The sequence below is a fragment of the Vibrio sp. SCSIO 43137 genome (assembly GCF_028201475.1).
Classification (GTDB): Bacteria; Pseudomonadota; Gammaproteobacteria; order Enterobacterales; family Vibrionaceae; genus Vibrio.
Genome location: NZ_CP116383.1, coordinates 20,173 through 33,000, shown reverse-complemented (window position 1 = coordinate 33,000; position 12,828 = coordinate 20,173). Strand labels below are relative to the sequence as shown.

The 12,828-nt window shown below is 45.7% G+C and carries 5 protein-coding genes, 4 tRNA genes, 3 rRNA genes and 1 other RNA gene; 2 read left to right on the top strand and 11 right to left on the bottom strand.

Annotated elements, in window-relative coordinates; all coding sequences use genetic code 11:
- Positions 1-68: 68 nt before the first annotated feature.
- The gene (locus tag PK654_RS00135) at positions 69-953 is read left to right on the top strand and encodes a DMT family transporter (RefSeq protein ID WP_271698736.1); all 885 of its coding nucleotides are present in this window, start codon (positions 69-71) and stop codon (positions 951-953) included.
- On the opposite strand, the gene PK654_RS00130 is transcribed toward PK654_RS00135, so the two are convergent.
- Positions 946-1,773 carry an HDOD domain-containing protein gene (locus PK654_RS00130; protein WP_271696919.1) on the bottom strand — a complete coding sequence of 276 codons (828 nt, stop codon included), beginning with the start codon at positions 1,771-1,773 and terminating at the stop codon, positions 946-948. The genes PK654_RS00135 and PK654_RS00130 overlap by 8 nt on opposite strands.
- A 565-nt stretch (positions 1,774-2,338) precedes the next feature.
- Here PK654_RS00130 and arcC point away from each other — a divergent pair.
- Positions 2,339-3,244 (top strand): carbamate kinase, encoded by a 906-nt coding sequence (gene arcC, locus PK654_RS00125; RefSeq protein WP_271696918.1) that lies wholly within the window; start codon positions 2,339-2,341, stop codon positions 3,242-3,244.
- Positions 3,245-3,520: 276 nt separating this feature from the next.
- On the opposite strand, the gene PK654_RS00120 is transcribed toward arcC, so the two are convergent.
- The 10 genes from PK654_RS00120 to hemG form a co-directional block, all read right to left on the bottom strand.
- On the bottom strand, positions 3,521-5,839 hold the full coding sequence (locus PK654_RS00120; RefSeq protein ID WP_271696917.1) for a methyl-accepting chemotaxis protein: 2,319 nt from the start codon (positions 5,837-5,839) through the stop codon (positions 3,521-3,523).
- 171 nt (positions 5,840-6,010) lie between these two features.
- Positions 6,011-6,152, bottom strand: a non-coding RNA gene (locus tag PK654_RS22975) — RtT sRNA.
- 42 nt (positions 6,153-6,194) lie between these two features.
- Positions 6,195-6,285: transfer RNA gene (locus PK654_RS00115), tRNA-Ser, on the bottom strand.
- A gap of 83 nt (positions 6,286-6,368) precedes the next feature.
- Positions 6,369-6,484, bottom strand: a 5S ribosomal RNA gene (rrf, locus tag PK654_RS00110).
- A 128-nt stretch (positions 6,485-6,612) separates the two neighbouring features.
- Positions 6,613-9,501, bottom strand: a 23S ribosomal RNA gene (locus PK654_RS00105).
- A gap of 350 nt (positions 9,502-9,851) precedes the next feature.
- Positions 9,852-9,927 (bottom strand) — tRNA-Val (locus PK654_RS00100).
- A 31-nt stretch (positions 9,928-9,958) separates the two neighbouring features.
- A tRNA-Lys gene (locus PK654_RS00095) sits at positions 9,959-10,034 on the bottom strand.
- 2 nt (positions 10,035-10,036) lie between these two features.
- Positions 10,037-10,112, bottom strand: a tRNA-Glu gene (locus PK654_RS00090).
- A 124-nt stretch (positions 10,113-10,236) separates the two neighbouring features.
- Positions 10,237-11,788 (bottom strand): 16S ribosomal RNA (locus PK654_RS00085).
- The 16S, 23S and 5S rRNA genes sit together here with 4 tRNA genes alongside, the layout of an rRNA operon.
- A 509-nt stretch (positions 11,789-12,297) precedes the next feature.
- Positions 12,298-12,825 (bottom strand): menaquinone-dependent protoporphyrinogen IX dehydrogenase, encoded by a 528-nt coding sequence (gene hemG, locus PK654_RS00080; protein WP_271696916.1) that lies wholly within the window; start codon positions 12,823-12,825, stop codon positions 12,298-12,300.
- Between the last annotated feature and the right edge of the window lie 3 nt (positions 12,826-12,828).

Genomic DNA, 12,828 nt, shown 5'->3' with positions numbered 1-12,828 from the left:
TCCAGTTCTGTTGCTCCAGCAGAAATGCTATACATGACGCCTCTTTTCTCAGCAGCAGAACAAACATGATTAATGAACGTCGCGCAATAGGTTACGGACTCGCAGCCGTTCTTCTCTGGTCAACAGTGGCTACCGCTTTTAAGCTGACACTGGCAGAGTTTAACCCTATCCAGATGCTGACCGTGACCAGTGTTGTTTCTGCTATCGCTCTCTATATGGTATGTAAGGTTCAAGGAAAGTCACATCAGATTGCTGCAACCTTCTTTGCAAACCCGTTTTACTTTTTACTGCTGGGCCTGATTAACCCGTTAGCTTATTACCTTACGTTATTTAAAGCGTACGATTTATTGCCAGCTTCTCAGGCTCAGCCGATTAACTACAGCTGGGCCATTACCTTAACCATAATGGCAGCGCTTTTCTTAGGACAGAAAATCCGAAAGCAGGATTGGCTGGCTTGCCTGCTGGGTTACTGCGGCGTGGTTGTTATTGCCACTAAAGGCGATGTCTTCGCCCTGCAATTTGACAGCCCGATGGGAGTCGGACTGGCTATACTTTCAACCCTGCTGTGGGCCGGATACTGGATCTTAAATACCAAAAACAAGGCAGACCCCATTATCGGACTACTGCTTGGCTTTTTAATTGCCCTGCCATTTGCTATTGCCATCTGCCTGTACGAACAAGCATCGTGGGATATCTCCTTCAATGGTTGGCTGGCAGTAACCTATGTCGGATTATTTGAGATGGGGATAACGTTTGTTTTATGGCTGTCCGCCCTGCGCTCAACAGAAAACACGTCGAGGATCAGTAACCTGATCTTTATTTCGCCGTTTATCTCTCTTTTTCTGCTGTCACACATTATCGGCGAACAGATACACCCTTCAACCTTTGTTGGTTTAGTGCTGATTGTTATCGGCCTTATCGTCCAGCAAATAAAAGGGAAAACAGCTAGCTAAACAAACGGTAAGCAAGCTCATACCCTTCCCCACGGATAATATCTATGGTTTCAGCGGTTTCTGGCGGAAAACCGAGTAATTTATTGCTGGGGTGCTGAGAAACAAAGCGCCTTTTTTCCTCATCGGAAAAAAGAGAGTCCCAGGCTTTGTGTACATCAATAGCAAAGCGAATTAAGTGAGCCAGTTTTGGTGATTGTTCTGCCTTGGCTGGCTGATGAGAGTATGCAATCGCTTCGACCATTTGTGGCGGGAAGTTCCACGACTCGGCCAGTTTTGCTCCCAGAGTCGGAACATCTGTATTCAGTAGTTCACGCTGAACCTTTAATGGAGACTCACCCTCAGCAGTCCGCTTCATTATCTCCTGAGCCAGATCGGGAAGGTTAGCGTGTATCATCAGCTCCCCGATATCATGCAGGGTACCTGTGGTAAAAACCTCATCCCGGTTTAAGCCCGCTTTAGAGCCTAACCGACTGGCAATCATAGATACTTCAAAAGTATTCGCCCAGTAATCTTTCAGGCTGATGGTTTCAAGGTTAGAAAACACCTGTGATAAGACAGAAGAGCGCACCATGCTCCTGACTGCATTACTGCCTACCCGGATAATCGCCTCATTAATGGAGGATATTTCTCGCTGGCCGCCAAACTGTGCAGAGTTAGCCATTCTTAGCATCCGCGTACTGAGCATTTGATCCATAGAGAGTTTCAATGCCAACTCACTAAAGTCAAACTCTTCATGATTAACCATATCCAGCAACTCGTGGAGAACCTTTTCTATCCGGGGTAGCTCATCTACTTTTGCTAATAACGTTTGACGATCCATGCACAGTCTCCTCATTTTTATCGCTATATTCACTATAGGTCAGATAACAGATTGGCATCGGAAAAATTCTGAATAATGTGCTTTACAGGTGCAGGATTTACAACAGAAACGGATATCGGTTTTTAACGCTAAGGTTACACGATATTTGTGAGCAAAATGGATAATCCTAAACGTCCACTAAAACGGGTTCGTAAATTTGATTCTAATCAAAATATCATAGGTAAAAATGTTTTCTTATATATATAAAGAAAACAAAAATGGGATATTTTGATCTAGCACTCATTATTTTTTCTTAATTGACATTAAGTTACATTAAAAATAGCTAATCTTATAAATTGCATCGCTATTCACATGCCATTTCAGACTGCTTTATTTTAATTAGCTTTCCTTACTGAGTCAGGAATATTAAGGCAATACAATTAAAGCCATTTATCTTTGTGTTTTTAAATTGCCAGTCCTAGTACCTATTCCAGATCTATAAACTTGAATTCAAGTCACATTAATTAATCGTTATTTATATTCTTATACGCCAACTATAAATAACGCGATGAATAAGGGGTTTACTATGAACAAGCCAATATTAGTTGTTGCTGTAGGCGGTAATGCATTATTGCAACGTGGTGAAGTGATGAGCTGTGATAATCAGAAGAAGAGTATTGCAGCAACTTCGGATGCTTTGGCAAAGCTGCATGAAAAGTACCGTCTGGTTATCGTACACGGCAATGGCCCACAAGTTGGTTTGCTCGCCCTTCAGAACCTTGCCTATAAAGATTGCCCTGCATACCCGTTTGATGTTCTTGGTTCTGAAACTCAGGGCATGGTTGGCTACCTTATGCAGCAAAGCCTGAAGAACAGGCTACCGAAAAAGAACATTACTACGGTACTGACTCAGGTAGCCGTTGATGAAAATGATCCGGCTATTGCAGATCCAAGCAAATTTATCGGCCCTGTTTATGACAAAGAAACGGCTGTAAACCTCGCAGAAGAGAATAACTGGGTAATTAAGCCTGACGGCGATAAATGGCGTCGTGTTGTTCCTTCTCCTGCGCCGAAACGCATTGTCGAATCTGATGCAATCAAGTGCCTTCTGGAACAAGATCATATTGTTATCTGCGGTGGCGGTGGCGGTGCTCCTGTTATCGACAATAACAATGAGCTTGCAGGGTTCGAAGCCGTAATCGATAAAGACATGACAGCTTCATTGATTGCAAAAGAGATTGGCGCCTCTGATCTGCTTATTCTGACAGATGGAAGTCACGCTTGTGTCGACTGGGGTCAGCCGACAGAACGAAAACTGGAAGCCGTAACCATTGAAGAGATTAGACAGTATCATTTTGCTGCTGGTTCTATGGGGCCAAAAGTGGATGCTTGCTGTAATTTCGCTGAAACAGGTGGTACCGGCCATATTGGTGATTTGTATCAGGCCATTGATGTTATGTCTGGTACAACAGGAACACATATCAGTAAATAATTAAAGCTATCATCAGAATAATATAATCCACAATTATCAGGCTGGTTTATTATTCAATAGCTAGTAGTTACCATATAATTAAAAACTTAACTTACACGGCCTCTATAAGAAAATATAGAGGCCATTTTTTTTGTTAAATAACCCCATTTAAATATAACCAAATGAAATTAAAATCACTTTATATAGATTTATAACAGTTAATTATATAACCATTACTGTTGTTTTCTTGACTAAACACCCGTTCTACTTTTTTATCCGGATATCTAGTCATTATTATTAAACTTTAAACTGAGCAACTAATTCCTGAAGTTTGGCAGACAACTGAGCCAACTCTCCCGATGAAACAGCGCTCTGCTCAGAGCTGGCTGCTGTCTGCACAGCAATCTCACTGATATTAACCACGCTCTTATTCATCTGTTCTGCTGTTGCACTCTGCTCTTCCGCTGCACTGGCTATCTGAGCGTTATAATCGCTAATTGTTGTTGATGATAAAGCGATCGCTTCAAGAGAGTCAGCCGCTTCATTTGCCAGTTCAACACCATGTTCAGCGTGTTTTCGGCTAACCTCCATAGCTTCAACAGCTTCTACGGTACCATGCCTTAGTCGTTCTACAGTCTCTTCAATCTCATGAATCGAGTCCTGCGTCCTTTGAGCCAGTGTCCTTACTTCATCAGCAACAACGGCAAAACCACGCCCCTGCTCACCAGCTCTGGCAGCCTCAATGGCCGCATTTAGCGCCAACAGGTTGGTCTGCTCCGAGATGTTTTTAATTACATCCGTCACAGAGTCAATGTTTTCTCCCTCTTTAGCCAACTCCTCAACCACTTTCGCAGCCTGAAGAATGTTCGAAGATAAGGTCTGAATTGCATCAGAGGTTTTCTTCACCACTGCTTTACCTTGTTCAGCCTGCTGAGTGGAAGTGTTCGCTGCACTAGCAGCTTCTGTTGTACTGCTGGCAACCTCTTGCACTGTTATGGTCATCTCATGCATGGCGGTGGCGATCTGTTCGGTTTCCACTTTCTGAGTTTCCACACCCTGTACATTCTCATTAGCAGCAATCGTCAGCTGTTCGGAAGCGGTCGCAACCATATGGGTTGAGTTAGACACTTCCCCTAACAAAGAGGCGAATTTCTCCAGCATGCTGTTAAACGAACCCGCCATCTCCCCGAGTTCATCTTTTGTCTCGATATCACTGCGATAGGTGAGATCATTCTCTTTTTCCACTTTACTCATCAAACTGCTAAAGCCAATAATTGGCAAAGTGATACTTCTGGAAACCCAGACCCCAATAGCAACAGAGAATAGTGAAATGACAACAACAGTAATGGTTGAATCGAAGACGATCTTACTCTCCAGCTCTTTTGCCCCTGAAAACGCCTCATCGGCATCAATCTCACTCATAAGTACCCAGTTTAATCCTGAGATATTTAAAGGCGTATAAGCGGACAATACAGGTACATTCCTGTAATCAGGAAAAATTGAAAAACCGGTCCGGCCGTTAATCGCCTGTTGTACTCCTTCTGTGCGTATTTCCTGCAAACCAATATTGCTCTCTTTTGTCTCAATCTGCTTCAATACCTGACTACTGGTTCCGGCCTCTTGCATAACATCAAGATACCCCTGAGCATCTTCCAACAGGAAACGGCTAAGGCTCCTCGCTTTATAGTCACTACCAACCAGATAGGTTTCACCAGATAATCCTAAGCCATTTTGCTCCCAGCGCCCGGCACTGGTCATAATGCTGTTTATCTTTCCTATCGGCATCTGAAAAACCAGAACACCTATAACCGCGTTGTTCTCATCAACGATCTGGGATGCCATAAATGAAGCTTGTGCCTGATAAGAAGGGTAATAAGGTTTAAAGTCGACGATGGCCACTGAGCCTTTAGAAGAGAGGTTTATCGCTTGTCTGTACGCTTCTGCCAGCCCTGAATTAGCATAAGGACCGGTTTTTAGGGATGTCGCATAGTCCAGCTCTTTAAAAACAGAGTAGACAACCTCTCCACCCTGAGCATCAATAAGAAAGATATCGTAGTACTCAAACCTCTCCAGAAACTCTGTAAATCTGGGGTGATACTTTGCGTGCGCCTCGTTATAGCGGTTATCTCCTTTGGCCCTATCTAACAAATGTTTTGAACCCATAGCATTAGAATTGTCCTGAATATAGCTCCACTGCCAATAGACGGATTCTCTGCTCAATTTAGACAGTAATCCGCTAACACCGGCGGAAAGGCCATTATTCTGACGCTGAAACTCGGGATCAAACTGACGGGTATAGTATTGAGACAACTCACTTTTTAGCTGTTCTTCATCAATATCAGGTAGGTCACGAAAATGCTGGTTAAACGCTTTCATAGCATCAACAGTCATTATATTGTTGGAGAGAGTCAGGATTTGGTTTTCTATGGTAAGAAAGTAGTCTTCTATCTGAGTCTTTCTTGCATCCCTGATAGAGACCAACTGCTTTTGCGCTGCATCTTTTAAGGCTTCACTGGAAACATCAGAGGAAGTAGAACTTAGTAGTACTGAGGCGATCAAAACTGGAACAATACCTACCCCAACCATCCAAAGTGTAATTTTCTGCCTAATCTTCATGGAGCCTCCCAGTAAATCGCCACAAAGCCAACAAAAGCTCTGCTCAGATAAATTACCTAGCCCGGTTAGTAAGATTAAGAATTAATAATATTATTATTAATAGAGTGTAGACGAAAAAACTTAGGGATCGGAAATGATAAAGCCCCAATCCTAAGATTGGGGCTCGAATAGTGGCGGAGAGATAGGGATTTATGCTCGCAAGCTCGCCCCCTTCGGGCCGTTGTCTTAAAACACCTTCGGCTGACAACGTCTTTTCGCTTCGCTCTAATGAACCCTTGCTAGGGTTCTGCATCCCTATCTTCAGAGGTAATAAATAGCAAAAAACCCGCCAATCACTTAGCGGGTTTCTTAAATGTGGCGGAGAGATAGGGATTTGAACCCTAGATACGCTACAAACGTATGCCGGTTTTCAAGACCGGTGCTTTCAACCACTCAGCCATCTCTCCACAAATTGTTACTAAAACTTAGTCTTACACTAATGATGCTAATTTCTAGTTTTACCTTCAGATTTTCTGAAAGTTTAATTAAAGCCTGGCGATGTCCTACTCTCACATGGGGAAGCCCCACACTACCATCGGCGCTATTGCGTTTCACTTCTGAGTTCGGCATGGAATCAGGTGGGTCCACAACGCTATGGTCGCCAAGCAAAATTCTGTTTTTGATTTCACTTTTTCTAAAAAAGTGAAAACCAACAAATCGGAAAGCTGTTTAAAAGTCTTATTTACACATTCAATGTTCTATTTGAGTCCAAAACAAAACCCCTTGGGTGTTGTATGGTTAAGCCTCACGGGCAATTAGTACAGGTTAGCTCAACGCCTCACAACGCTTACACACCCTGCCTATCAACGTCGTAGTCTACGACAACCCTTTAGGATACTTAAAGTATCAGGGAGAACTCATCTCAAGGCTCGCTTCCCGCTTAGATGCTTTCAGCGGTTATCGATTCCGAACTTAGCTACCGGGCAATGCGTCTGGCGACACAACCCGAACACCAGAGGTTCGTCCACTCCGGTCCTCTCGTACTAGGAGCAGCCCCTTTCAATTCTCCAACGCCCACGGCAGATAGGGACCGAACTGTCTCACGACGTTCTAAACCCAGCTCGCGTACCACTTTAAATGGCGAACAGCCATACCCTTGGGACCGACTTCAGCCCCAGGATGTGATGAGCCGACATCGAGGTGCCAAACACCGCCGTCGATATGAACTCTTGGGCGGTATCAGCCTGTTATCCCCGGAGTACCTTTTATCCGTTGAGCGATGGCCCTTCCATTCAGAACCACCGGATCACTATGACCTGCTTTCGCACCTGCTCGAATTGTCATTCTCGCAGTCAAGCGGGCTTATGCCATTGCACTAACCACACGATGTCCAACCGTGTTTAGCCCACCTTCGTGCTCCTCCGTTACTCTTTGGGAGGAGACCGCCCCAGTCAAACTACCCACCAGGCACTGTCCTCACCCCGGATAACGGGGCTAAGTTAGAACATCAAACATACAAGGGTGGTATTTCAAGGATGGCTCCACTGTATCTGGCGACACAGTTTCAAAGCCTCCCACCTATCCTACACATGTAGGCTCAATGTTCAGTGCCAAGCTGTAGTAAAGGTTCACGGGGTCTTTCCGTCTAGCCGCGGGTACACTGCATCTTCACAGCGATTTCAATTTCACTGAGTCTCGGGTGGAGACAGCGTGGCCATCATTACGCCATTCGTGCAGGTCGGAACTTACCCGACAAGGAATTTCGCTACCTTAGGACCGTTATAGTTACGGCCGCCGTTTACCGGGGCTTCGATCAAGAGCTTCGACCTAAGTCTAACCCCATCAATTAACCTTCCGGCACCGGGCAGGCGTCACACCGTATACGTCATCTTACGATTTTGCACAGTGCTGTGTTTTTAATAAACAGTTGCAGCCACCTGGTATCTGCGACTTCCGATAGCTCCATCCGCAAGGGACTTCACCGTCAGAAGCGTACCTTCTCCCGAAGTTACGGTACCATTTTGCCTAGTTCCTTCACCCGAGTTCTCTCAAGCGCCTTGGTATTCTCTACCCGACCACCTGTGTCGGTTTGGGGTACGATTCCTTACAATCTGAAGCTTAGAGGCTTTTCCTGGAAGCATGGCATCAATGACTTCACGCCCTTGGGCGCTCGACATCGTGTCTCGGCCTTAAGATTTCCCGGATTTACCTAAGAAATCAGCCTACGCACTTGAACCTGGACAACCGTCGCCAGGCCCACCTAGCCTTCTCCGTCCCCCCATCGCAATTGTAAGAAGTACGGGAATATTAACCCGTTTCCCATCGACTACGCCTTTCGGCCTCGCCTTAGGGGTCGACTTACCCTGCCCCGATTAACGTTGGACAGGAACCCTTGGTCTTCCGGCGAGGGGGTTTTTCACCCCCTTTATCGTTACTCATGTCAGCATTCGCACTTCTGATACCTCCAGCAAACCTTACAGTTCACCTTCAACGGCTTACAGAACGCTCCCCTACCCAATATCTAAAAGATATTGCCGCAGCTTCGGTGTATAGCTTAGCCCCGTTACATCTTCCGCGCAGGCCGACTCGACCAGTGAGCTATTACGCTTTCTTTAAATGATGGCTGCTTCTAAGCCAACATCCTGGCTGTCTGAGCCTTCCCACATCGTTTCCCACTTAGCTATACTTTGGGACCTTAGCTGGCGGTCTGGGTTGTTTCCCTCTCCACGACGGACGTTAGCACCCGCCGTGTGTCTCCCGGATAGTACTTACTGGTATTCGGAGTTTGCAAAGGGTTGGTAAGTCGGGATGACCCCCTAGCCTTAACAGTGCTCTACCCCCAGTAGTATTCGTCCGAGGCGCTACCTAAATAGCTTTCGGGGAGAACCAGCTATCTCCAGGTTTGATTGGCCTTTCACCCCTAGCCACAAGTCATCCGCTAATTTTTCAACATTAGTCGGTTCGGTCCTCCAGTTGATGTTACTCAACCTTCAACCTGCCCATGGCTAGATCACCTGGTTTCGGGTCTATACCTAGCAACTCGACGCCCAGTTAAGACTCGGTTTCCCTACGGCTCCCCTAATCGGTTAACCTTGCTACTAAATATAAGTCGCTGACCCATTATACAAAAGGTACGCAGTCACACCACGAAGGTGCTCCTACTGCTTGTACGTACACGGTTTCAGGTTCTATTTCACTCCCCTCACAGGGGTTCTTTTCGCCTTTCCCTCACGGTACTGGTTCACTATCGGTCAGTCAGTAGTATTTAGCCTTGGAGGATGGTCCCCCCATATTCAGACAGGATATCACGTGTCCCGCCTTACTCGATTTCACTAATAATGACGTGTCGGTTACGGGGCTATCACCCTGTATCGCTGGACTTTCCAGACCATTCACCTGCATCATTAAAAGCTTAAGGGCTAATCCAATTTCGCTCGCCGCTACTTTCGGAATCTCGGTTGATTTCTACTCCTCCGGGTACTTAGATGTTTCAGTTCCCCGGGTTTGCCCTGTTAACCTATGTATTCAGTTAACAGTAACTGCTTATGCAGTTGGGTTTCCCCATTCGGAAATCGTAGACTCAAGTGGCTTTTACTGCCTAATCTACGCTTATCGCAAGTTAATACGTCCTTCATCGCCTCTGACTGCCAAGGCATCCACCGTGTACGCTTAGTCACTTAACCATACAACCCCAAGAGGTTTCTATGTATGGCAAACAACCAAGGTTTGTGTCTCTCATTATTTGAATGAGCGAGAGACATTTCGATTTTGCCGGACTCAAATATAAGCATCATTACTCAGTAATGTTGCTTCCAAGAACACTTGAATGTGTGTTGGTACCTAAATCTAAAAAAGACTTAGGATTTGAGAACTTTTAATTAGATAACAATCAATCAAATTGTTATCTGTCAGCTTTCCAAATTGTTAAAGAGCAATATCTGTAATAGACATTTTCTAAAGATTCTCAGCGACGAAAAACAAACCAACAATTAACAACCATTGGTTTGGAGTCTATCCAAAAACATTTAGAGAATGGTGGGCGATACCGGGCTCGAACCAGTGACCCCCTCCTTGTAAGGGAGGTGCTCTCCCAACTGAGCTAATCGCCCACTGTAGTTTTAATTCTTCGTGGAGGAAGAATGGTGGGTCGTGCAGGATTCGAACCTGCGACCAATTGATTAAAAGTCAACTGCTCTACCAACTGAGCTAACGACCCAATGGTATCCCGTAGGGGAGTCGAACCCCTGTTACCGCCGTGAAAGGGCGGTGTCCTAGGCCTCTAGACGAACGGGACATAGGTTTGTAAAAGTGTTGGGCACTTTCACAACAATACCCGCTATCAAGCAGGTATCTTTACTCTCTTTACTTTCTAAACCTAATCAATCTGTGTGAACACTCATCAATGCACAATCATCGTTTAAGGAGGTGATCCAGCCCCAGGTTCCCCTAGGGCTACCTTGTTACGACTTCACCCCAGTCATGAACCACAAAGTGGTAAGCGTCCCCCCGAAGGTTAAACTACCTACTTCTTTTGCAGCCCACTCCCATGGTGTGACGGGCGGTGTGTACAAGGCCCGGGAACGTATTCACCGTGGCATTCTGATCCACGATTACTAGCGATTCCGACTTCATGGAGTCGAGTTGCAGACTCCAATCCGGACTACGACGCACTTTTTGGGATTCGCTTACTCTCGCGAGTTCGCCGCCCTCTGTATACGCCATTGTAGCACGTGTGTAGCCCTACTCGTAAGGGCCATGATGACTTGACGTCGTCCCCACCTTCCTCCGGTTTATCACCGGCAGTCTCCCTGAAGTTCCCACCCGAAGTGCTGGCAATCAAGGATAAGGGTTGCGCTCGTTGCGGGACTTAACCCAACATTTCACAACACGAGCTGACGACAGCCATGCAGCACCTGTCTCAGAGTTCCCGAAGGCACTAATCCATCTCTGGAAAATTCTCTGGATGTCAAGAGTAGGTAAGGTTCTTCGCGTTGCATCGAATTAAACCACATGCTCCACCGCTTGTGCGGGCCCCCGTCAATTCATTTGAGTTTTAATCTTGCGACCGTACTCCCCAGGCGGTCTACTTAACGCGTTAGCTCCGAAAGCCACTCCTCAAGGGAACAACCTCCAAGTAGACATCGTTTACGGCGTGGACTACCAGGGTATCTAATCCTGTTTGCTCCCCACGCTTTCGCATCTGAGTGTCAGTATCTGTCCAGGGGGCCGCCTTCGCCACCGGTATTCCTTCAGATCTCTACGCATTTCACCGCTACACCTGAAATTCTACCCCCCTCTACAGTACTCTAGCTTGCCAGTTTCAAATGACCTTCCCGGGTTGAGCCCAGGGCTTTCACATCTGACTTAACAAACCACCTGCATGCGCTTTACGCCCAGTAATTCCGATTAACGCTCGCACCCTCCGTATTACCGCGGCTGCTGGCACGGAGTTAGCCGGTGCTTCTTCTGCAGCTAACGTCAAATGATAGTGCTATTAACACTACCACCTTCCTCACTGCTGAAAGTGCTTTACAACCCGAAGGCCTTCTTCACACACGCGGCATGGCTGCATCAGGCTTGCGCCCATTGTGCAATATTCCCCACTGCTGCCTCCCGTAGGAGTCTGGACCGTGTCTCAGTTCCAGTGTGGCTGATCATCCTCTCAGACCAGCTAGAGATCGTCGCCTTGGTGAGCCATTACCTCACCAACTAGCTAATCTCACTTAGGCTTATCCAATCGCAGAAGGCCCGAAGGTCCCCTCTTTTCCCCCGTAGGGCGTATGCGGTATTAGCTATCGTTTCCAATAGTTATCCCCCTCGACTGGGCAAATTCCTAAGCATTACTCACCCGTCCGCCGCTCGACGTCCAACAAATCATCCGAAGAGTCAATGTTGCCGTTTCCGCTCGACTTGCATGTGTTAGGCCTGCCGCCAGCGTTCAATCTGAGCCATGATCAAACTCTTCAATTTAAGTTTTTGTGGCTCAATGAATACTGAACATTACATAAGTAATGTTTGAATTGACTGTGCTCTTGTTGGTTTTCACTTTTGAAAAAGTGAAACAAAACAGCTCAAGGCTGCTTTCCAACTCGAATGGTCACTTCGTATCATTGAAACCGAATCGAAACCGAAGTTTCTAATTTGATTATCATCAACGAGTGCCCACACAGATTGATAGGTTTAAATTGTTAAAGAGCATCGCTTCCGTGAAGCGAGGCGGCCATTCTAGCGATTTAATGTGAAGTGTCAAACACTTTTTTACTTTTTTTATCTTCGCTTTAAAAGCGTAAGAAAAAGTCACATTGCCAGGCTGGTGCCTTAACTGATTTGGCTGACTAACCCTTGTGGTGTCTGCCGTGTCAGTGAGGGCGCATTATAGAGATCGAAATCACATTGGCAACCCCTTTTTTGTATTTTTCTTAAATTAATTTCTTTTCGGGCAAATAAGCAGCAATAACGGCCAAAACCATAAGTTTTGTTTACATTTTTTTAATAGATTCAGCAAATAGGGATACTTTTTTCCAGTTGGTGTATTCCACTTCTTTGCTGGCATCTGTCTCACCGCCGGTAATTTTCATTATTAGTTGAATCATAATTCGATCAAAGAATTTGTACTTAGGGTATCTCAATGCTCCGGCAAACACCCCCAGCAGCGCAGGCTGCCAAGGTGACTTCTTCAGAAAGGTCTTCATATAAGCACTGCCTTCCGGAGTATCTTTTCCCTGATCTTCTTTTCTGGCCGTCAGGTTGACTAAGAAAAACGCCACTTGATTGTTGTTTAATGCAGTAAGGTTACTTTCAATAAACTTATATAGCTTTTTGTTTAGGTGGCCGTAACGGATGGATGCGCCAATAACCACTCTTTCATATAGCGAGAAGTCTACCGTTTCTGCTTCATGAAGATTTACCAGCTCGCAATCAAACTCATTCATCTCTTCTTGAATATGCTTAAAGATTTTTATGGTCTGACCGTCCTGAGTCGAATAGAGAAAAAGTGCTTTTTTCAAAAT

Excerpts from the sequence above, each read along its gene's own strand:
- arcC (WP_271696918.1), top strand. The coding sequence starts at position 2,339 with ATGAACAAGCCAATATTAGTTGTTGCTGTAGGCGGTAATGCATTATTG.
- PK654_RS00130 (WP_271696919.1), bottom strand. The coding sequence starts at position 1,773 with ATGGATCGTCAAACGTTATTAGCAAAAGTAGATGAGCTACCCCGGATA.
- PK654_RS00120 (WP_271696917.1), bottom strand. The coding sequence starts at position 5,839 with ATGAAGATTAGGCAGAAAATTACACTTTGGATGGTTGGGGTAGGTATT.